The following is a 20,869-nucleotide window of genomic DNA, read 5'->3' on the forward strand; positions in this document are numbered from 1 at the left end:
CGTGTGCAACTGATTGCCGAGCTACCCCCTGAGCTGGCCGATTTTGTGTCCCCTGCCTGACGATCCTGCGCGAAGAACCCCCTCCATGTCTGCCAAAAACTTCCGTCCGCGCCGCTTCGACCTCATCGCCTTTGACTGGGATGGAACCCTGTTCGACTCCACCGCCATCATCGTGCGCTGCATCCAGGCAGCGGTGCGCGACGTGGGCGGCACGGTACCCACAGACAAGGAGGCCGCCTATGTGATTGGCATGGGCCTGATGCAGGCGCTGGCCCATGCCGCCCCCGATGTGCCGCCTGAAAAGTACACCGAGCTGGGCAACCGCTACCGCTTCCACTACATCCAGCACCAGGACGACCTGAGCCTGTTCGATGGCGTGTTGCCGCTGCTGAGCGATCTGCGTGAACGTGGGCACCTGCTGGCCGTGGCCACGGGCAAAAGCCGGCGCGGGCTGGACGAGGCGCTGCATTCGGTGGATTTGCGCGGCGTGTTCGACGGCTCCCGCACCGCCGACCAGACCGCTGGCAAGCCGCACCCCCTGATGCTGCAGGAGCTGATGGCCGAATTTGACGTGGCGCCTGAGCGCCTGCTGATGATTGGCGACACCACCCATGATCTGCAGATGGCGGTCAACGCGGGCTGTGCGAGCGTAGGGGTGAGCTATGGCGCACACGAGCCCGACGCCTTTCATGCCCTCCAGCCGCTGGCGGTTGTGCATTCGGTGCGCGAGCTGCACGACTGGCTGCTGCACAACGCTTGACGCGGGTATCGGAGCGGGACGAGCCCATGACCATACCCTCCACTGATCAGCCTATCGCGCTGTGCAACAGTGCCGACCTTGTCGATGGAGGCTTGGCCGTGCCGTTTGATGTGCAGTACGCAGGCCAGACGTGCAGGGCCTTTGCGATTCGCTACCGAGGCCTGCCGCACGCTTACCTCAACCGCTGCACCCATGTGGCGATGGAGATGGACTACCAGCCCAACCGCTTTTTTGATGACACAGGCAACTGGCTGTTGTGTGCCACCCACGGTGCGGCCTACTTGCCTCATACCGGCCAGTGCGCGGGAGGTCCCTGCCGCGGTGGGCTGGTCAAAATTGCCCTGTCGGAGAGCGATGGTGTGGTGCGCTGGCATACTGCCTACAACCTGCAGCCTGTAGAGTTCTAGAAAATCCAGATGAATTACCCTGATGTGCTGCCGCCCGACGCGGGCCACCGCAACGCGCGGGCCGCAGCGGTGCAGTGCCCAGGACGCATGACATGACAGACCCCCAGCAGCCCGCCTCGTCGGGCTTTGACCCCAAAAGCAATTCCGCCCCCGATCTGTGGGCGCAAGCAGCTACTAATTCAGGAGCCCCTGTGAGCGATTCATCGCGTGAACCCGGGTGGGAACGCGCCACGCTGGAAAAGCTGGCCTTTGCCGCCCTCAACGAACAACGCAGCGCCCGCCGCTGGAAGATTTTTTTCCGCCTGACATGGCTGGTGTTGTTTGCTGCTGTTGCGTTCGTGGCCCTGCGTCAGGCGTCGCCCAGCACCAGCAAAAGCACGCCGCACACCGCCGTGGTGGACATCAAGGGCGAGATCGCCAGTGGCGCCGAGGCCAGTGCCGAGTTTGTGGTTGCCGCCATGCGCAGCGCGCTGGAGGATGAGGGCTCGCAAGCGCTGGTGCTGCTCATCAACTCGCCCGGTGGCAGCCCGGTGCAGGCCGGCATCATCAACGACGAGATCGTGCGCCTGAAAGCCAAGCACAACAAGCCGATCTACGCCGTGGTCGAAGAAACCTGCGCCTCGGCTGCCTACTACATTGCAGCCGCCGCCGACGATATCTACGTGGACAAGGCCAGCATCGTGGGCAGCATTGGTGTGCTGATGGACGGTTTTGGATTCACCGGCGTGATGGAGAAGGTGGGCGTGGAGCGCCGCCTGCTCACCGCAGGCGAGAACAAGGGTTTTCTGGACCCCTTCAGTCCGCAGACCGAGAAGCAGCGCGCCTACGCGCAGACCATGCTCGATCAGATCCACCAACAGTTCATTGCCGTGGTGAAGGCAGGGCGCGGTGACCGTCTCAAGACCACGCCCGATACCTTCAGCGGATTGTTCTGGACGGGCCAGCAGGCCGTGGAAATGGGCCTGGCGGACAAGCTGGGCAACTTGGACTATGTCGCGCGCGAAGTGGTCAAGGCCGAGGACATCATCGACTACACCCGCCGCGACAACGTGGCCGAGCGCCTGGCCAAGCGTTTTGGCGCGGCGGTGGGCATGGGCGCCGTCAAGTCACTGGCCATATCGGGGCCACAGTTGCGCTGATATTCGCCTCGGAGTCGGCAGGGCGCGTGATCATCCGCGCAAGCCCTTGCATCCACGGCAGATGTCTATTCGAAGCCCCTGCAGAGGTATCTGCCGGGGCTTTTTTGTTGGGCCTGGTTGCGCTGTGCTGCGGTGCCGGTGTGGGGCCGTTGTGCAGCGGTCTGAGGGGTTTGGGGGGTGTTTTGGGGCGGTTGCGCTAGTGGAATATGCCTGGAATGCTCCTGAATATGTAGCATTCCAGGCACCTCGCCCGTAGCGTGTTACCCCGTCGCTGTCTCAACGCCCCAGCGCAAACACCACGGGGGTGCGGTTGTCCGGTGGTGCGGGCTGCTGCTTCCACTGGCGCACCAGCTGGCTTTGCACCCGCGCGTCGGGCAGGGTCAGCCCGCTGGCCAGCGCCAGCCGGGTGTGCGGCTGCAGGGTCTGAACCAGCGCCTGCCACAGGGCCGGGTTGCGGTACGGGGTCTCGATGAACAGCTGGGTCTGGCCCGTGCGCAGCGCGATGCCTTCCAGCTCCTTGATGCGCTGTGTGCGCTCTTGTCCGTCTTGTGGCAGATAGCCGACGAAGGCGAAGTTTTGTCCATTGAGGCCACTGGCGGCCAGGGCCAGCAGCAGCGACACCGGCCCTACCAACGGCACCACGCGCAGGCCCAGGTCGTGCGCGGCCCGCACCACCGACGAGCCAGGGTCGGCCACTGCGGGCATACCCGCTTCGCTGACCAGGCCGATGTCGTGCCCGTTCAGGGCCGCAGCCAGCAACGGGCGGGCATCGAACGGCGCTGAGCCTTTATCGCCGTGGTCGCCTTTTTTGTGCACTTCACGCGGCAACTCGGTGATCTGCTGTTGCTGCAGAGAGAGGGCCAGGGGGTGCAGCGCGTCAATGCGCTTGAGGTAGGCGCGCGTGCTCTTGGCGTTTTCGCACACCCAGTGGGTCAGGCGGGCGGCTGTCTGCAAGGTGGCCGAGGGCAGGGCATCCTGCAGTGGGGCCTGGGTGTCGCAGCCAAAGTCGAGGGGGGCGGGCACCAGGTACAGCGTGCCGGTTTTTACGTTCATGGCAGCACCAGCCCTGCTGCGCGCAGCATGCGGCATGTGCGGATCAGTGGCAGCCCGATGAGTGCCGTGGGGTCGTCGCTGTGGATGGCGTCCAGCAGGGCAATACCAAGGCCTTCGCTCTTGGCGCTGCCCGCGCAGTCGTAGGGCTGCTCGGCGCGCAGGTAGCGCTCGATTTCTTCATCCGATAAGTCGCGGAACTTCACCTCTACGGGGGCGAGGTCCACCTGTTCAAAGCCGGTGGCCGCGCACACCACCGCCAGGGCGGTTTGGAACACCACCGTCTGGCCGCGCATCTGGCGCAACTGCTGCACCGCGCGATCGTGCTGGCCCGGTTTGCCCAGCGGCTCTCCGGCCAGGTCTGCCACCTGGTCGGATCCGATCACCACGGCTTCGGGGTGCTGCCGCGCCACAGCTTGCGCTTTGGCCAGAGCCAGGCGCATGGCCAGGGCGCGGGGCCCCTCGCCGGGCAGGGGGGTCTCATCGACATGGGGGGCGGTCACTTCGAAAGGCAGGTTCAGCCGTTCCAGCAATTCGCGCCGGTAGCGCGAGGTCGAGCCCAATACCAGAGGGCGTTGCGGGGAGGGGGATTGATGCATGCGCCGATTCTCTTACACTGCCGCCATGACCAAGGAATTCTCCGCACAGCGCCTCGACGTGAAAGCCTTCGCACAGGCGGGCGGTCGGCTGGCGGGACACGACTCGCTGCTGAAGTACGAACGCCTGGCGCAAGAGGCCAAAGGCCTGCACCCCGATCTGCTGGTGGACTGGGAGGCGACGGGCGAAGTGCGCACTGCCCTGGGAGGCATGGGGCAGGTCTGGCTGCACATCAAGGTGCGCGCCAGCTTCCCCATGGAGTGCCAGCGCTGCCTGACGCCGGTCGATGTGCCCCTGGAGGTGGATCGTGAGTTCCGCTTTGTGGCGGACGAAGCCACGGCCGAGGCCCTTGACGATGAGAGCGAAGAAGACCTGCTGGCCCTGAGCCGCGAGTTTGATCTGCACGAACTCATCGAAGACGAACTGTTGATGGCGTTGCCCGTGGTGCCCAAACACGACGAGTGCCCGACCTCGGTGCCGCTGGCGTCTTCGGACGACGATTTTGAAGAAGCCAACGCCGAAAAACCCAACCCGTTTGCCGCGCTGGCAGCCTTGCGCAAAGACGCCAAGGACTGATTCATCGACCCAAAAATCATTTGGGTTATAATCGTGGGCTTCACGCGAACCCCATCGTGTCTTTTTGGGCTGATCGCGTTTTTACCAACCTATTCCAGATCAGGAGCCATCATGGCCGTTCAGCAAAACAAAAAGTCCCCTTCCAAGCGCGGCATGCACCGCTCGCACAATGCCCTGAACGTGCCAGGCATTGCCGTGGAACCCACCACTGGTGAAACGCACCTGCGTCACCACATCAGCCCCAACGGTTTCTACCGTGGCCGTCAGGTGCTGAAGAACAAGTCTGAAGCCTGACCTTCACCCCATCCAAAGGCCCGTTGCTACAAACCCTGTAGCGCGGGCCTTTGTTTTGACCGTCGTATTCATCTCTCGGCCCCTTGGGCCGGCCGGACAAGTCGCCCATGATCACACTGGCTGTTGACTGCATGGGGGGCGACCATGGCCCCCGCGTCACGCTCGCGGCGTGCCGCCAGTTTCTCGACCACCACCCGGATGCCCGTCTGCTGCTCGTTGGCCTGGCGGACAGCCTGCAATCGTTCTCCCACGACCGAGCCACCATCGTTCCCGCTACCGAAGTGGTCGCTATGGATGACCCGGTGGAAGTGGCCTTGCGCAAGAAGAAGGATTCTTCGATGCGCGTGGCCATCCAGCAGGTCAAGGATGGCACGGCTTCGGCTGCTGTCTCTGCGGGCAATACCGGCGCCTTGATGGCCATTGCCCGCTATCTGCTCAAGACTTTGGACGGTATCGACCGTCCTGCCATCGCCACCCAGCTGCCCAACGCCACCGGTGGTGCCACGACGGTGCTGGACCTGGGGGCTAATGTGGATTGCTCGGCAGAGCACCTGCTGCAGTTTGCCGTGATGGGTTCCGCCCTGGTATCGGTCCTCCAAGAGGGTAGCGAGCCCACCGTAGGGTTGCTGAACATTGGCGAAGAAGTCATCAAGGGTAGCGAAGTTATCAAAAAAGCAGGTGAATTGCTGCGATCTGCGGCTAATTCCGGTGATTTGAACTTCTACGGCAATGTGGAGGGCAACGATATCTTCAAGGGTACGGTGGATATCGTGGTCTGTGATGGTTTTGTGGGCAATGTGGCGCTCAAGGCCAGCGAAGGTGTGGCCTCGATGATCATCGGAGCACTTAAAACCGAATTTTCGCGCCACATTTTTACTAAAATGGCCGCTATCGTCGCCTATCCGATCTTAAAAGCGTTGATGAAGCGCATGGACTACCGCCGTTACAACGGCGCGGCGCTGCTCGGCCTGCGCGGGCTGGTGTTCAAGAGTCACGGATCGGCAGACGCCATGGCTTTCGAGCAGGCGTTGAACCGGGCGTATGATGCAGCCCGCAACAACCTGCTCGACCGTGTCCGGACCCGGATTGCGCACGCGGCGCCCCTGCTGGCGCCTGCAGATGCCCAGCCCCAGCCTGGCGTTGCGGCGACCGCACAATAATGAGACGTTATTCCCGCATTACCGGCACCGGCAGCTACCTGCCTCCCCGCCGGTTGACCAACGCTGATCTGGTTGCCGAACTGGGCCAGCGCGGTATCGAAACCTCCGATGAATGGATTGTGGAGCGCACCGGCATCCGGGCGCGCCACTTTGCGGCGCCGGATGTGACCGCCAGCGACTTGGGGTTGGAGGCTGCGCGCAATGCCCTGCAGGCCGCCGGCCTGCAGCCCACCGATATCGATCTGATCATCGTGGCCACGTCGACGCCGGACATGGTGTTCCCGTCCGTTGCTTGTATCTTGCAGAACAAGCTGGGTGCTAATGGATGCCCTGCGTTTGATGTGCAGGCTGTGTGCAGCGGTTTTGTCTATGCCCTGTCGGTGGCGGACGCCATGATCCAGACAGGTGCTGCCAATCGCGCGCTGGTGATTGGTGCAGAGGTTTTCAGCCGCATCCTGGACTTCAACGACCGCACCACCTGTGTGTTGTTCGGTGATGGTGCGGGCGCTGTGGTGCTGGAGGCCTCTGACACGCCTGGCATTCTGTCGAGCGACCTGCACGCCGACGGCAAGCATGTCGATATTTTGTGTGTGCCCGGCAATGTGTCCGGCGGCAAGGTGCTTGGGGATCCGGTCCTCAAGATGGACGGGCAGGCGGTCTTCAAGCTGGCAGTGGGTGTGCTGGAGAAGGCGGCCCACGCGGCCCTGGCCAAGGCCGGGCTGACCGAGGCCGATATCGACTGGCTGATCCCGCACCAGGCCAACATCCGCATCATGCAGAGCACCGCCCGCAAACTGAAGATGTCCATGGACAAGGTGGTGGTCACGGTGGACCAACACGGCAACACCTCGGCAGCTTCCATTCCGCTGGCTCTGGACCATGGGGTGCGCACCGGTCAGGTCAAGAAAGGCGAAACCCTGCTGCTCGAAGGCGTGGGTGGTGGTTTTACCTGGGGTGCTGTGCTCCTGAAGTTGTAGCTGCTGGCGCAATAAGTACCTGCGCTACCGGTCAGTTTCATCATATTTCTGGATTTTTCATGAAGTCTTTTGCATTTGTCTTTCCGGGGCAAGGCTCGCAATCGGTTGGCATGCTCGATGGTTGGGGTGACCACCCGGTGGTGGCGCAGACCCTGCAGGAAGCCTCGGATGCTTTGGGTGAGGATGTCGGCCTGCTGATCAAGGAAGGCCCCAAGGAGGCTTTGGCCCTGACCACCAACACCCAGCCGGTGATGCTGGTCGCTGGCGTGGTGGCATGGCGGGTGTGGCGCGCAGAAGGCGGCGCAGCCCCGGTGGCCGTTGCCGGGCATTCGCTGGGTGAATACTCTGCCCTGGTGGCGGCTGGTGTGTTGACGCTCGCGCAGGCGGCCCCGCTGGTGCGGCTGCGTGCGGCGGCCATGCAAGAGGCGGTGCCTGTCGGCACCGGCGCCATGGCAGCCATTCTGGGCATGGAGGCTTCCAAGGTCATCGCTGGTTGTGCCGAGGCTTTGGCATCGTTCGGGCCAGGTACGGTTGAGGTGGTGGAGGCTGTCAATTTCAACGACCCGATCCAGACCGTGATCGCCGGTACCAAGGCGGGTGTGGACAAGGCCTGTGAGGTGCTCAAGGCGGCGGGCGCCAAGCGCGCATTGCCCCTGCCAGTGTCGGCGCCTTTCCATTCCAGCCTGATGAAGCCTGCGGCTGAAAAGCTGCGTATGGCGCTGGCGGAGGTTGCGCTTGCTACCCCTCAGATTCCGGTGGTCAACAACGTGGACGTGGTGGTGCAGCAAGACGCTGATGCCATTCGCGAAGCGCTCTACCGCCAGGCCTTTGGCCCCGTGCGCTGGGTGGAATGCGTGCACGCGCTGAAAGGCCGTGGTGTGACGCACATCATTGAATGTGGCCCTGGCAAGGTGCTGGCAGGCCTCACCAAACGCATCGACCCTGAACTGGTCGGCGCAGCATTGTTTGACTCGGCCACACTGGCTGAAACCCGGGAGTTGTTGGCATGACGGAATCGACCCAGACAGCAGTGCAGGCAGCGCAAGTGGCGCTGGTGACCGGTGCATCGCGCGGCATCGGTGCTGCCATTGCCCTGGAGTTGGCGGTGCGCGGCTACCAGGTGGTGGGTACAGCCACCACGGATGAAGGCGCTGTGCGCATCAGCCAGGCGCTGTCGGCTTACCCTGGTTGCCGCGGTGCCAATCTGAACGTGAACGATGTGGCTGCGGTCGAGGCCCTGATGGACGCCATCGTCAAGCAGCAAGGTGGCTTGCATGTGCTGGTGAACAACGCGGGCATTACGCGCGACACTCTGGCCATGCGCATGAAAGACGACGACTGGGATGCCGTGCTGGACACCAATCTCAAGGCGGTATTCCGCACGAGCCGCGCCGCGATCCGGCCGATGATGAAGCAGCGCTTTGGGCGCATCATTAGCATCACCAGCGTGGTGGGTGCGTCGGGCAATCCAGGCCAGGCCAACTACGCTGCGGCCAAGGCGGGTGTGGCGGGCATGACGCGTGCACTGGCCCGTGAGCTGGGCAGCCGCAGCATCACCGTGAACTGCGTGGCACCCGGTTTCATCGAGACCGACATGACCTCCGTGTTACCCGAAGACCAGCAAAAAGCGCTCAATGCGCAGATCCCGCTGGGTCACATGGGAAAGCCGGCCGACATCGCGCACGCAGTGGCGTACCTTGCCTCGCGCGAGGCTGGCTATGTGACGGGACAGGAGTTGCATGTCAATGGCGGCATGTACATGTAGTTATTGAAAGTTAACGCCGGTTCATCCGGACGGCGGGTCGTTTAGGGGCTTCTCCTTAAGCGGCTAGAATCGCGGATTCATTCACAACCCCCAGAGGGAAACCATGAGCGATATCGAAGCACGCGTCAAAAAAATCATTGCCGAACAACTCGGTGTGGAAGAGTCCCAAGTCACCAATGAAAAGGCCTTCGTGGCAGACCTCGGTGCCGACTCGCTCGACACGGTGGAACTGGTGATGGCTCTGGAAGACGAATTCGGCATCGAGATCCCGGACGAAGACGCCGAGAAGATCACCACGGTGCAAAACGCCATCGACTACGCCAACACCCACCAGAAGGCCTGAGCGGCGCCCTGCGCCTGACTCAAGCGATCAGCAGAAGGTTTTATACGCATGAGCCGTCGTCGCGTTGTCGTGACCGGCCTGGGTTGCGTCAGCCCCGTGGGTAACACGGTGGCCGAGTCCTGGGCCAATCTCCTTGCCGGCCAGTCCGGCATTGATCTCATCACCAAGTTCGATGCATCGAACTTCGCCTGCAAGATTGCGGGAGAGGTCAAAGGTCTGGACCTGGAGTCGTACATCAGCGCCAAGGATGCGCGCGCGATGGATACCTTCATCCACTACGGTATCGCTGCTGCAGCGCAGGCCGTCCAGGACGCAGGGCTTCCCACAGGTGAAGCGCTCAGTGAGGAGTTCGCCACACGCATTGCCTGCGTGATCGGCTCCGGCATTGGCGGCCTCCCGCTGATCGAAAACACCCACGCCGAGCTGGTCAGCCGCGGGCCACGGCGTATCACTCCATTTTTTGTACCTGCGTCCATCATCAACATGGTGGCGGGGCATGTGTCCATGCGCTTTGGCTTCAAGGGTCCCAACCTTGCCGTGGTGACTGCCTGCACAACAGGCTTGCACTGTATCGGCGAGGCCGGTCGCATGATCGAATATGGCGATGCGGACGTGGTCGTGGCTGGCGGTACCGAATCCACGGTATCTCCGCTGGGCATCGGCGGGTTTGCCGCCATGCGGGCCCTGTCCACCCGCAACGACGACCCCAAGACGGCATCCCGCCCCTGGGACAAGGATCGCGACGGTTTTGTGCTGGGCGAAGGCGCCGGTGTGATGGTGCTCGAAGAGTATGAACACGCCAAAGCGCGAGGCGCAAAGATTTATGCCGAACTCAGCGGCTTCGGCATGAGCGCAGATGCAGGTCACATGACGGCACCCAACATGGATGGACCCCGCCGCGCCATGCTCAGCGCGTTGCGCAACGCCGGGATCAATGCCGATCAGGTGGATTACCTTAACGCCCACGGCACGTCCACTCCTCTGGGTGACATCAACGAAACCAATGCAATCAAAGCGGCCTTGGGCGACCACGCCTACAAGACCGTTGTGAGCTCCACCAAATCCATGACGGGCCACTTGCTCGGCGGTGCGGGGGGGATTGAGAGTGTGTTTACTGTGCTGGCACTGCATGAACAAAAAGTGCCGCCCACCATCAACCTGTTCAACCAGGATCCGGAGTGTGATCTCGACTACTGCGCCAATACGGCGCGGGACATGAAGATTGATGTGGCCGTCAAAAACAACTTTGGCTTTGGCGGCACCAACGGAACGCTGGTATTCAAACGCGTCTGATTGCGCGCATATACCAATCTCGGATTCGGTGGCAATACGTATCGCTCGTGGGCCTGCGGGCGATGTGTCATTGACTGTGGTGTCGGTCCGTCATCGAGTTGGCGCTTGATCCGTCCGTCGAAGGGAGCTGTCTTGTGACGCGGCTTTCGAGACGTCTTCCCTCTGTCCAATATTCGCTGCGTCGCAGTCGGGCTCTGGGCGTGCTGTTGGCTGCCTGGGTGCTTGCTGGTGGTGCCGTTTTGGTTGCCTGGATCGCTTTGGGTAGCCGTGCTGCGCATCTGTCTATCGTAGTGGCCCTGTGTTTCTGGCTGCCAGCGATGGCGGCTGCCATGCACTTTTGGTGGAGCCAAGCCCGTGGAGTTTTGCAGTTCGACGGCCAAGCCTGGACGCTGAACCGAGTGGCGCCGCCCACCAGTGTGCCGCTGACGCTTTCAGCGCCCCCGGAGGTGCTTCTGGATCTGCAGGCGCATCTGTGGGTGCGCATCTTGCTCGTCGGACATCCGCCGCTGTGGTTGTGGCTGGAGCGTTCCAGTCAGCCAGAGCGCTGGATGGACTTGCGCCGTGCGGTATATTCGCGCGCCAGATCGGGCGCTGACAACGCTGACGAAACCGCCCGGCAAGCTGCCCCAGGGCGTGAATACTGAGTATCCATGACTGTAATTCCGCCTTCCCCCTCCGAAGACAGCGACCTCCAACTGGTGGAGCGCACGGTAGCGGGCGACCAGCGCGCCTATGAATTGCTGGTCATCAAGTACCAACGCCGCATCGAACGACTGATCGGGCGCATGGTGCGCGACACGGACCTGGTGCAGGACATTGCCCAGGAAACCTTCATCCGCGCCTATCGGGCGCTGCACCAGTTTCGCGGCGACGCCCAGTTTTACACCTGGCTGTACCGGATTGCTGTCAATACAGCCAAGAAGGCGCTCATGGATATGAAGCGCAACCCGGTCATTTCCGAAAATGCATTCAGGGGTTTGGAGGACGAGGATGAAACTTCCCGCCTTGGACACGAACTAACCAGCGACGAAACCCCCGAAACTGTCCTTGCGGCCCAGGAAATCGCCCAGGTCGTGAATGCAGCCATGGAGGCCTTGCCCGATGATCTGCGCCAAGCTGTCACGCTGCGAGAGATCGAAGGGCTCAGTTATGAAGAAATTGCTACCGCGATGGGGTGCCCCATTGGTACGGTGCGATCTCGAATTTTTCGGGCGCGAGAAGCCATTTCGGCCAAAGTGCGACCCTTGCTCGAAAACCAGTCGGGCAAACGGTGGTGAGGTGATTGAATGAACAAGGCACAAACAGGTATCACCGCCTCGGCGGACGTCAGCTTGACCGGCGGACGGAGCGAACAGCTATCTGCTCTGGCGGATGGTCAGCTGCACGGCGATGAGTTTGCCGATGCGCTGGCCTGGGCGGCGGAAGACGAAGGACGCGACACATGGGCGGTTTACCACCTTGTGGGCGATGCGTTGCGTTCTTCTGATTTGGCGCGGCCAGCAAATCCAGCGTTTCTGTCCCGCTTGCGCGAAGAGCTGGCCAAGGAGGCTCCGCCACAGCGTCCACATGTTCCAGCCCAACTGGGCATCGTAGCGACCCCTCTGCCTGTGGCTGCCAATGCATCGGTTTTCCGTTGGAAGATGGTTGCGGGCTTTGCGTCGCTGGCCGCCGTGGCCGCTATTGGCTGGACCTCGTTCTCCCAACTGCAGGGGGCGGGTGGAGCTGGGGCTCAACTGGCCGCGTCTTCCCCCGAGCGTGCGACTGCGCAAGGCGCGCCTGTCGTAGCTGTTGCTGATGCGGACGGCCAGCAAGTGATGATCCGGGATCCTCGATTGGATGAGTTGCTGGCGGCCCATAAGCAGTTTGGCAGTACGTCGGCCCTGCAGATGCCTGCTGGCTTTTTGCGCAACGCTACTTTTGAGACTCCTGGCCGCTGAATCGTGAACGGTATGTCTGGCGCTGAGATAGTGTGATGAACCCCTCTGGAGTTGCGAAGGTCTTTGGAAATACCCGGGTTCGATGGCTTGGCTCGTTGATAGCCGCAGCGATGTGTGGTTTGTTCGTGGGGCCTGTGGCGGGGGCTCCTGCTGCATCCTCTGAGTCAACTACCACCGCAGTGGCCGAGCGCGACATGGCGCAGTGGATCGAGCGCATGCACAGCGCACCGTGCAGCCGAGCCTATGCCGGAACCTTTGTGGTGTTGTCGGCCAACGGCGCCATGTCCAGTTCACGCATCTGGCACGCATGCGATGGCCAGCAACAATTGGAGCGGGTTGAATCGCTCAGTGGCACTCCGCGCACGGTCTATCGCCGTAACGACGAAGTTCGTACCTTCCTGCCCCAGGCGCGCGTTGTGCGGTCAGACCGCCGCGATGCATCTGGGCTCTTTCCGCGCGTACCTGTGGTCAGCGGTACATCGATCGCCCAGTGTTACACGCCCCGCCTGCTGGGGCAGGAGCGGGTGGCTGGCTTCGTGTCGGACGTGGTCTGGTTTCAGCCTACGGATACCCTGCGTTTCGGTTATCGGCTCTGGAGCGAGCGTGAAACCGGGCTGGTGGTGAAGCTGCAGACGCTGGCGGCTGATGGTCGGGTCTTGGAGCAAGCGGCTTTTTCTGAGCTGGATCTCAATGCGCCGGTGAAGGTTGATCAGCTGACGCGTCTGATGGACGCGACGTCGGGTTACAAGGTGGTTGCACCCTCAGTGGTCAAAACCACGGCAAAGGCCGAAGGTTGGGCCTTGCGCCAGCCCGTGGCCGGATTCGTGCCTGTCAGCTGTCACCGACGGGCGATGTCTGACGCTCCGGATGCCTCCAGTGTCTTGCAGTGCCTGTACTCCGATGGACTGGCCTCGGTGTCGTTGTTTCTGGAGCCCTTCGACCCGCAGCGTCATCCCGCGCAGCCCCAGGTGTCCAGTATGGGCGCTACACAGCTGGTAGCCCAGCGTGGGCCGTCAGACACGTGGTTGACCGCAGTGGGTGAGGTACCTCTGCAGACACTGCGCCTTTTTGTAGGTCAGCTGGAGCGCCTGCGCTGACAGCCGCGCTTGCCGATCACTGCGGGCCGCCATACTCGGTCATTTGGCGGTTTGTGTGGGCATGGAGGGCGTGACGAATGCGGGGAACCATTTGGCGTCACACTCTTCACAGTCACACACAATTCGTGAACAGCATTCGCCAAGAATCAAGAAAGGTCGAAGATGCCGAAGTTTGATGGAAGTATGTTGCGTTCGGTGGCAGTGGCATGCCTGATGGGTGGTCTGGCCACGGTCTCGGTAGCGCCCCATGCGGCGTTGGCACAACCTGCACCGCTGGTTCGGGGCTTGCCTGATTTCACCGATCTGGTGGATCAGGTGGGGCCGTCAGTGGTCAACATCCGCACCGTCGAGAAAGCGTCCAGTCGAGCCAACGCCAATGGCATGGACGAAGAGATGCTGGAATTTTTTCGCCGGTTTGGGGTGCCCATCCCCAATGCTCCGCGTCAACAGCGGCCTCAACGGCCTCAACAGGAAGAAGAGGCGCAGCCACGTGGAGTGGGATCGGGTTTCATTCTGACCTCTGACGGGTTTGTGATGACCAACGCGCATGTGGTTGAAGGCGCTGACGAGGTCATTGTGACCTTGACGGACAAGCGTGAGTTCAAGGCGCGCATCGTGGGGGCTGACAAGCGCACTGACGTGGCCGTTGTGAAGATCGAGGCGTCAGGATTGCCTGCTGTGAAAGTGGGGGATGTGAGTCGCCTCCGAGTGGGCGAGTGGGTGATGGCGATCGGTTCACCCTTTGGGCTGGAAAACACGGTCACTGCGGGCATCGTCAGTGCCAAGCAGCGCGATACGGGTGACTACCTACCCTTCATCCAGACGGATGTGGCCATCAACCCCGGAAACTCCGGCGGGCCGCTCATCAACATGCGTGGTGAGGTGGTGGGCATCAACAGCCAGATCTATTCCCGCTCTGGCGGATTCATGGGTATCTCGTTCGCCATCCCCATGGATGAAGCCATCCGTGTGAGTGAGCAGTTGCGCGCTTCGGGCCGTGTGACGCGTGGCCGTATCGGTGTCCAGATCGGGCAAGTCACCAAGGATGTTGCTGAGTCGATTGGCCTGGGCAAGGCGCAGGGCGCTCTGGTGACGGGCGTGGAGGCAGGATCGCCCGCCGACAAAGCGGGTGTGGAGGCGGGGGACATCATCACGCGCTTTGATGGCAAACCCATCGAGAAGGTGGCAGACCTGCCGCGCCTTGTGGGCAACACCAAACCAGGCAATCGCAGTTCGGTGACGGTGTTCCGTCGCGGTGCATCCCGCGATCTGGCCATCACCATCGCGGAGATCGAACCTGACAAGCCCGCCACCAAAGTAGCCGAGCGCGAGGAGAAGCCCAAGGCCTCTGCCGCTGCGCAGCAGATCGGCTTGTCAGTGACGGAACTGACGGATGCCCAGAAGAAGGAACTCAAGCTCAAGGGCGGGGTGGTCGTGGCGACCGCCACGGACGCGGCAGCACGCGCTGGCCTCCGGGAAGGGGACATCATCCTGTCGGTTGCCAACACCGAAGTGGCGGGGGTGAAAGAGTTTGAATCCGTGTTGTCCAAGGCTGATAAGAGCAAGTCCATCAATGTGCTGTATCGCCGCGGCGAATGGGCTCAGTACGCGCTGATTCGCCCCGGCAGATAAGCGCCACAAGCGAGAACGAGGATGGCCCGGAGCCGGCCATTCCCTACGTTTCAAGGGGGCCATTGTCGGTGCCTGGTTTTTTTTGAGGGGTTGATAGGAGGCGTCCATACCAGTCTAGATGTTAGCTTTTGCTAACTTTTCAGAGGTCCATCAACCAGTTTCGATAGAATAGAGACTTGCGTTCAACGCTTATCTGCATATCGACGGGCGCTCTGTTCACGATGTGGGATGTTTTTGAGCAATGCACAGTTGATCCACAGCTCACCCACAAGTTGTCCAGCGTTGTTCTTGTGCGGACTGTGTATAAACTGTGTATAAAATTCCTGTTGCACCCTGGCAACTTCCCTTGGATGCCGAGGGTCGGGCTTTTTCAGGCGGCCTTTTTGCCTACAATGAAGCTCCAACTATCGCAGTTGCCAATGATTGTTGGTTCAGGGCGCGTCGCCATTCGACGCGCCCTTTTTTCTTGTGCGCACTGTTTTAATTCAATCACTTGACGCTTTCCGTTGATGAATCACATCAGAAATTTTTCCATCATTGCGCACATCGACCATGGCAAGTCGACGCTTGCCGACCGCTTGATTCAGCGGTGCGGAGGTCTTGCAGACCGTGAGATGGAGGCCCAGGTTCTGGACTCGATGGATATCGAAAAAGAGCGTGGGATAACCATCAAGGCGCAGACCGCTGCGCTGCAGTACAAGGCCCAGGATGGGCAGGTCTACAACCTCAATCTGATCGACACGCCAGGGCATGTGGACTTCTCGTATGAGGTGAGTCGTTCGCTGTCTGCATGCGAGGGTGCGCTGTTGGTGGTGGATGCATCGCAGGGGGTCGAAGCGCAGACTGTGGCCAACTGCTACACCGCTCTGGATCTGGGTGTGGAAGTGGTGCCGGTGCTCAACAAGATGGATCTGCCCAACGCTGATCCAGACAACGCCAAGGCCGAGATCGAAGATGTGATCGGCATTGATGCCACCGACGCGATTCCTTGTTCTGCCAAAACCGGTATGGGAATCGATGAGATTCTGGAGGCGATTGTTGCCAAGGTGCCCGCACCACGTGGCAACGCCGATGGCCCGCTGCGCGCGATGATCATCGACAGCTGGTTCGACAGCTACGTCGGGGTGGTCATGCTGGTGCGTGTGGTCGATGGCCGCTTGCTCAAGGGCGAGCGCATCAAGATGATGGCCACGGGCGCGGTGTACAACGCCGACAACCTGGGGGTGTTCACGCCCGCCAACGAGCCGCGCAATTCCCTCGATGCAGGGCAGGTGGGCTACATCATTGCCGGCATCAAGGAGCTGCAGGCCGCCAAGGTGGGTGACACCATCACGCTCGAGAAGAAGCTCCCCAACAATGCAGGGCCTGCTACGGACGCGCTGCCTGGTTTCAAGGAGATCCAGCCCCAGGTGTTTGCAGGTCTTTACCCCACCGAAGCCAGCGAGTACGACTCGCTGCGTGACGCCCTGGAAAAGCTCAAGCTCAACGATGCTTCGCTCCACTATGAGCCCGAAGTGAGTCAGGCGCTGGGCTTTGGCTTCCGCTGCGGCTTTCTCGGACTGTTGCACATGGAGATCGTGCAAGAGCGGCTGGAGCGCGAATTCGACCAGGACCTCATCACGACGGCCCCCAGTGTGGTCTATGAGGTGGTCAAGGCCGACGGCGAAGTGATCATGGTCGAGAACCCTTCCAAGATGCCTGACCAGGGTCGTCTGGAGGAAATCCGCGAGCCTATCGTGACGGTCCATCTGTACATGCCGCAGGACTATGTGGGCCCGGTGATGACGCTGGCCAATCAGAAGCGTGGCGTGCAGATGAACATGGCGTACCACGGTCGCCAGGTAATGCTCACTTATGAAATGCCGCTCGGTGAGATCGTGCTCGACTTCTTTGACAAGCTCAAATCGGTCTCGCGCGGCTACGCCTCCATGGACTACGAGTTCAAGGAGTACCGTGCCTCCGATGTGGTGAAGGTTGATATCCTGCTCAACGGAGAAAAGGTGGATGCCTTGTCCATCATCGTGCACCGTTCGCAGTCGCAGTACCGCGGCCGGGCAGTGGTTGCCAAGATGCGCGAGATCATCAGCCGCCAGATGTATGACGTGGCCATCCAGGCGGCCATTGGCGCCAACATCATTGCGCGCGAAACCATCAAGGCACTGCGCAAAAATGTGTTGGCCAAGTGTTATGGCGGCGATATCACCCGCAAACGCAAGCTTCTTGAGAAGCAGAAAGCAGGCAAAAAGCGCATGAAACAGATCGGATCGGTCGAGGTGCCTCAAGAGGCATTTCTGGCCATTTTGCAGGTGGAAGATTGATGCAATTCATGCAAATTTTGACGTCACTGGTGCTGGCGGCCTTCGTGGGCTATATCGGTGCCTGGTATACCGGAGCTATCGAGGGCAACTTTGCACTGCTTTTGTTTCTGGCGACGGTCGTCACCGGCATCTACTGGCTGGCAGAGCGCATTTATTTTCTTCCCCGGCGGCGCCGTGCGGCGCAGGCCATCGAGGACGCAGCAACTGAGCGGCGTGCAGAGCTGGATCGCATGGGCATCCAGAAGGTGGATGTGGATGTGCAGGAAGCCAAGGGCCGCATCCTCATGCAACCCTGGTGGCTGGACTGGACTGCGGGGTTGTTCCCAGTCATCGCTGCGGTGTTTTTCTTGCGCTCGTTTCTTTTCGAGCCTTTCAAGATTCCATCGGGCTCCATGATCCCAACGCTGCTCGTTGGCGACCTGATTTTGGTGAATAAATTCACCTATGGCATTCGACTGCCTGTCATCAACACACGGTTGACCGAGGGATCCAGGCCCGTTCGCGGCGATGTTCTGGTGTTCCGCTATCCACCACAGCCCAGCATGGACTACATCAAGCGTGTCGTAGGGGTGCCGGGCGATGAGGTGGCTTACATCAACAAGCGCCTCACCATCAACGGTAAAGCTGTTGACACCAAGGCGTTGCCCGACTTCTTTGAAGAAGACTCCATGCGTTACTTCAAGCAGTTGGAAGAGCAACTGGGTGATCAGCCGCACCGGTTGCTGAACAATCCCGATGTGCCCGCTTTTGTACAAGGCGCCAGCAATTTTGCTTATCGCGAAAACTGCCGCTACAGTGTAGAAGGTGTCACTTGCAAGGTGCCGGAGGGGCACTATTTCATGATGGGCGACAACCGAGACAACTCGCTCGATTCCCGTTACTGGGGGTTTGTGCCCGAGGGCAACATCGTGGGCAAGGCCTTTTTTGTCTGGATGAATTTCGGTAATCTCAAGCGCATCGGCTCGTTCCATTGAGTGCGGGCGCTTACCAATAACATTGAGGGGGTCATTGATGAAGACATATCGCACTGCAAGCCGCTCAAGCCAACGCGGGCTGTCGTTTTTTGGGCTGATTTTTGTGGGGCTGATCGCCGTGGCCGCATTTGCCATTGGCGGACAGTCGGTGCCGATTTTTCTGGAGTACGCGTCTGCGAAAAAGGCCATTGAAAAGGCCAAGGTGGAGAGTACGGTGCCCGGGGTGCGCGCTGCGTTTGATCGTGCTGCGGCCATTGACGACATCAAATCCATCAAGGGGTCAGACCTTGAGGTAACGAAGCGGGGCGACAAAGTGGTGGTGTCGTTCAAATACTCGCGCGAGATTCCCCTGGCGGGCCCAGCCTATCTGGTCTACCGCTTTGATGCGCAGACCAACTAGGTGCAGCCCGGTCTTTTAGCTCTGCAGGATCGCCTGCAGCATGTGTTTGCCGATCCTTCGCTGCTCCAGCGTGCCACCACACACCGCAGTTTCTCTGCGGACCATAACGAGCGGCTTGAATTTCTCGGCGACTCGGTTTTGAACCTGGCGGTGGCCAGCCTGCTGTACCAGCGTTTGTCTGCCTTGCCCGAGGGGGACTTGTCGCGGGTGCGGGCCAATCTGGTCAAGCAGGACACGTTGCACCAGTTGGCGGTGCGACTCAAAGTCTCAGAGGTACTGCGCCTCGGAGAGGGTGAGGCGAAATCAGGGGGGCAGCAGCGCCCCTCCATCCTGGCGGACGCGTTGGAGGCCCTGATTGGGGCGGTGTATCTGGATGCCGGCTACACCAGCGCAGAAGCGCTGGTGCACCGTCTTTTCCAGGGCGTGGAGATCAACCCGCAGATGCAGGCAGCATCCAAGGACGCCAAAACCGCGTTGCAGGAGTGGCTCCAGGGCCGCAAAATGAGGCTGCCGCAGTACAAGGTGGTCGCGACGGTGGGTGCGGCCCACCGCCAGACCTTTGACGTCGAGTGCGATATTCCCGAACTGGGCCTGACCGAGCGTGGCATCGGCGGTTCCCGCAGGGCAGGCGAGCAAGCCGCCGCCGCGGCCATGCTGGCCACATTGAAAGCAAAGAATTTATGAATGACGCTACCAAAGATGTAGCTGCTGACCAGGGTGCTGAAAGCGCCCCGGTGCAAAACGATCTGGAAGCCATGCTGGCTGCTGCGGGGGCTCCGGCGGCTGTGCCCGGCCAACGCTGTGGTGTGATCGCCATTGTTGGCAAGCCCAACGTGGGCAAGTCCACCTTGCTCAATGCCCTGGTGGGGCAAAAGATCAGCATCACCTCGCGCAAGGCGCAGACCACGCGCCACCGCATCACAGGCATTCGCACCCTGGACCAGACGCAGTTCATTTTTGTGGACACCCCTGGCTTCCAGACCCGGCACGCCACCGCACTCAACAAGTCGCTGAACAAGACGGTGATGGGCGCGATTGGCGACGTGGACCTGATCCTTTTTGTGGTGGAAGCCGGCAACTTCACGCTGGCGGATGCCAAGGTGCTTTCGCTGTTCAAGCCGGGCATTCCCACGCTGCTGGTGGCCAACAAGCTGGACATGGTGCACCGCCGTGCCGAGCTGGCCCCCTGGCTCAAGAGCATGCAGGAGCGCCATCCGTTTGCCGAGTTCGTGCCCATGTCAGCCAAGAACAAGGGCGACATCGAGCGTTTGTTTGGCATCTGCGCCAAATACCTGCCCGAGCAGGCTTGGTGGTATGGCGAGGATGAACTGACCGACCGCAGCGAGAAGTTCCTGGCCTCTGAAACCGTGCGCGAGAAGCTGTTTCGTTTCACGGGCGACGAACTGCCCTACACCTCGACCGTGGTCATCGACAAGTTCGATGAGGAAAAGAGCAAGCAGCACAAACGCCTGGTCAAGATTGCCGCCACCATCGTGGTGGAGCGTGACAACCACAAGATGATGGTCATTGGCGACAAGGGCGAGCGCCTGAAGCGCATTGGCACCGAGGCGCGCCAGGAGCTGGAAAAGCTCATGGACGCCAAGGTGTTCCTGGAGCTGTGGGTCAAGGTCCGCTCCGGCTGGGCCGATGACGAAGCCCGGGTCCGCTCCTTCGGCTACGAATAAGCCCCGAAAGCTGACTTCCCCGTCTTCCGGCGCGCACACCCCGCAGCAGGCGTCACGGGCGATCCCTCCGTACCATTCATCCCCGCAGCACCGTGGCCGTAGCCAAGCGCATTTCTGATGAACCTGCGTTCGTGCTGCACAGCTACGACTGGAGCGAATCCAGCCTGATCCTGGAGGTCTTCTGCCGCCAGCAAGGGCGGACCGCACTGGTGGCCAAAGGGGCCAAGAAGCCCAGCTCCAACTTCCGCCCGGTGCTGCTGCCGCTGCAGCCCTTGCTGGTGACCTACACGCTCACGGGCGATGGCCATGCGGACATCCACACGCTCAAGGGCGCCGAATGGGTGGGGGGGCATGTGATGCCCACGGGCGACGCGCTGCTGTCGGGCATGTACCTCAATGAACTGCTGCTGCGCCTGCTGGCGAGGGCAGACCCGCACCCGGCATTGTTTGATGCCTATGCAGGGG

24 protein-coding genes are annotated in these 20,869 nt (G+C 61.1%); 22 read left to right on the plus strand and 2 right to left on the minus strand.

Annotation, left to right across the window (positions count from 1 at the left end):
• The first annotated feature begins 85 nt into the window (after window positions 1-85).
• The 3 genes from DBR23_RS01905 (at window position 86) to DBR23_RS01915 (ending at window position 2,306) form a co-directional block, all read left to right on the plus strand.
• Window positions 86-760: an HAD family hydrolase gene (locus DBR23_RS01905; protein WP_108497127.1), complete on the plus strand. Its 675-nt coding sequence runs from the start codon at window positions 86-88 to the stop codon at window positions 758-760.
• Window positions 761-786: 26 nt separating this feature from the next.
• Window positions 787-1,167, plus strand: a complete 381-nt coding sequence (locus DBR23_RS01910; RefSeq protein WP_108497128.1) for a Rieske 2Fe-2S domain-containing protein — start codon at window positions 787-789, stop codon at window positions 1,165-1,167.
• A 92-nt stretch (window positions 1,168-1,259) separates the two neighbouring features.
• Window positions 1,260-2,306 (plus strand): S49 family peptidase, encoded by a 1,047-nt coding sequence (locus DBR23_RS01915; RefSeq protein ID WP_108497129.1) that lies wholly within the window; start codon window positions 1,260-1,262, stop codon window positions 2,304-2,306.
• Window positions 2,307-2,582: 276 nt separating this feature from the next.
• Here DBR23_RS01915 and DBR23_RS01920 read toward each other — a convergent pair whose 3' ends face one another.
• Entirely contained in the window at window positions 2,583-3,359 is a 777-nt protein-coding gene (locus tag DBR23_RS01920; protein WP_108497130.1) for an SAM-dependent methyltransferase, read from the minus strand.
• The gene (locus DBR23_RS01925; RefSeq protein ID WP_108497131.1) at window positions 3,356-3,955 is read right to left on the minus strand and encodes a Maf family nucleotide pyrophosphatase; all 600 of its coding nucleotides are present in this window, start codon (window positions 3,953-3,955) and stop codon (window positions 3,356-3,358) included. The genes DBR23_RS01920 and DBR23_RS01925 overlap by 4 nt, the downstream gene beginning before the upstream one ends.
• Before the next feature lie 25 nt (window positions 3,956-3,980).
• Here DBR23_RS01925 and DBR23_RS01930 point away from each other — a divergent pair, with 25 nt between their 5' ends.
• The 19 genes from DBR23_RS01930 to recO all read left to right on the plus strand — a co-directional run.
• A complete protein-coding gene (locus DBR23_RS01930; RefSeq protein ID WP_056061340.1) occupies window positions 3,981-4,529 on the plus strand; it encodes a DUF177 domain-containing protein in 549 nt (182 codons plus the stop codon).
• Between the two features lie 111 nt (window positions 4,530-4,640).
• Window positions 4,641-4,823: a 50S ribosomal protein L32 gene (gene rpmF / locus DBR23_RS01935; RefSeq protein WP_005794249.1), complete on the plus strand. Its 183-nt coding sequence runs from the start codon at window positions 4,641-4,643 to the stop codon at window positions 4,821-4,823.
• A gap of 107 nt (window positions 4,824-4,930) precedes the next feature.
• Window positions 4,931-5,983, plus strand: coding sequence for a phosphate acyltransferase PlsX (plsX, locus tag DBR23_RS01940; protein WP_056061343.1), 1,053 nt, complete (start codon window positions 4,931-4,933; stop codon window positions 5,981-5,983).
• On the plus strand, window positions 5,983-6,960 hold the full coding sequence (locus DBR23_RS01945) for a beta-ketoacyl-ACP synthase III (protein WP_099729687.1): 978 nt from the start codon (window positions 5,983-5,985) through the stop codon (window positions 6,958-6,960). Before plsX ends, DBR23_RS01945 begins: the two co-directional genes overlap by 1 nt.
• 59 nt (window positions 6,961-7,019) lie before the next feature.
• Entirely contained in the window at window positions 7,020-7,970 is a 951-nt protein-coding gene (gene fabD, locus DBR23_RS01950; protein ID WP_108497132.1) for an ACP S-malonyltransferase, read from the plus strand.
• Window positions 7,967-8,725: a 3-oxoacyl-ACP reductase FabG gene (gene fabG / locus DBR23_RS01955; protein ID WP_108497133.1), complete on the plus strand. Its 759-nt coding sequence runs from the start codon at window positions 7,967-7,969 to the stop codon at window positions 8,723-8,725. Before fabD ends, fabG begins: the two co-directional genes overlap by 4 nt.
• Before the next feature lie 103 nt (window positions 8,726-8,828).
• The gene (gene acpP, locus DBR23_RS01960; protein ID WP_003058049.1) at window positions 8,829-9,068 is read left to right on the plus strand and encodes an acyl carrier protein; all 240 of its coding nucleotides are present in this window, start codon (window positions 8,829-8,831) and stop codon (window positions 9,066-9,068) included.
• Between the two features lie 48 nt (window positions 9,069-9,116).
• The gene (gene fabF, locus DBR23_RS01965; RefSeq protein ID WP_056061355.1) at window positions 9,117-10,361 is read left to right on the plus strand and encodes a beta-ketoacyl-ACP synthase II; all 1,245 of its coding nucleotides are present in this window, start codon (window positions 9,117-9,119) and stop codon (window positions 10,359-10,361) included.
• Between the two features lie 134 nt (window positions 10,362-10,495).
• On the plus strand, window positions 10,496-11,005 hold the full coding sequence (locus DBR23_RS01970; RefSeq protein ID WP_108497134.1) for a hypothetical protein: 510 nt from the start codon (window positions 10,496-10,498) through the stop codon (window positions 11,003-11,005).
• Between the two features lie 6 nt (window positions 11,006-11,011).
• Window positions 11,012-11,638 carry an RNA polymerase sigma factor RpoE gene (gene rpoE, locus DBR23_RS01975; protein ID WP_108497135.1) on the plus strand — a complete coding sequence of 209 codons (627 nt, stop codon included), beginning with the start codon at window positions 11,012-11,014 and terminating at the stop codon, window positions 11,636-11,638.
• A 9-nt stretch (window positions 11,639-11,647) separates the two neighbouring features.
• Window positions 11,648-12,298, plus strand: coding sequence for a sigma-E factor negative regulatory protein (locus DBR23_RS01980; protein ID WP_082522408.1), 651 nt, complete (start codon window positions 11,648-11,650; stop codon window positions 12,296-12,298).
• Between the two features lie 35 nt (window positions 12,299-12,333).
• Window positions 12,334-13,395: a MucB/RseB C-terminal domain-containing protein gene (locus DBR23_RS01985; RefSeq protein ID WP_108497136.1), complete on the plus strand. Its 1,062-nt coding sequence runs from the start codon at window positions 12,334-12,336 to the stop codon at window positions 13,393-13,395.
• 183 nt (window positions 13,396-13,578) lie between these two features.
• The gene (locus tag DBR23_RS01990) at window positions 13,579-15,027 is read left to right on the plus strand and encodes a Do family serine endopeptidase (RefSeq protein WP_369817507.1); all 1,449 of its coding nucleotides are present in this window, start codon (window positions 13,579-13,581) and stop codon (window positions 15,025-15,027) included.
• 509 nt (window positions 15,028-15,536) lie between these two features.
• Entirely contained in the window at window positions 15,537-17,345 is a 1,809-nt protein-coding gene (gene lepA, locus DBR23_RS01995; RefSeq protein WP_056061364.1) for a translation elongation factor 4, read from the plus strand.
• Complete coding sequence (gene lepB, locus DBR23_RS02000; RefSeq protein ID WP_108497137.1) at window positions 17,345-18,319, plus strand: signal peptidase I; 975 nt, start codon at window positions 17,345-17,347, stop codon at window positions 18,317-18,319. Before lepA ends, lepB begins: the two co-directional genes overlap by 1 nt.
• Before the next feature lie 37 nt (window positions 18,320-18,356).
• Entirely contained in the window at window positions 18,357-18,719 is a 363-nt protein-coding gene (locus DBR23_RS02005) for a DUF4845 domain-containing protein (RefSeq protein ID WP_108497138.1), read from the plus strand.
• Entirely contained in the window at window positions 18,720-19,403 is a 684-nt protein-coding gene (rnc, locus tag DBR23_RS02010) for a ribonuclease III (protein WP_108497139.1), read from the plus strand.
• Window positions 19,400-20,404, plus strand: coding sequence for a GTPase Era (gene era / locus DBR23_RS02015; RefSeq protein WP_056061381.1), 1,005 nt, complete (start codon window positions 19,400-19,402; stop codon window positions 20,402-20,404). The genes rnc and era overlap by 4 nt, the downstream gene beginning before the upstream one ends.
• Before the next feature lie 92 nt (window positions 20,405-20,496).
• On the plus strand, window positions 20,497-20,869 hold a 373-nt coding region (recO, locus tag DBR23_RS02020; RefSeq protein WP_108497140.1), incomplete at its 3' end, for a DNA repair protein RecO.

The sequence above is a fragment of the Acidovorax sp. HMWF018 genome, assembly GCF_003061035.1.
GTDB lineage: Bacteria > Pseudomonadota > Gammaproteobacteria > Burkholderiales > Burkholderiaceae_C > Acidovorax > Acidovorax delafieldii.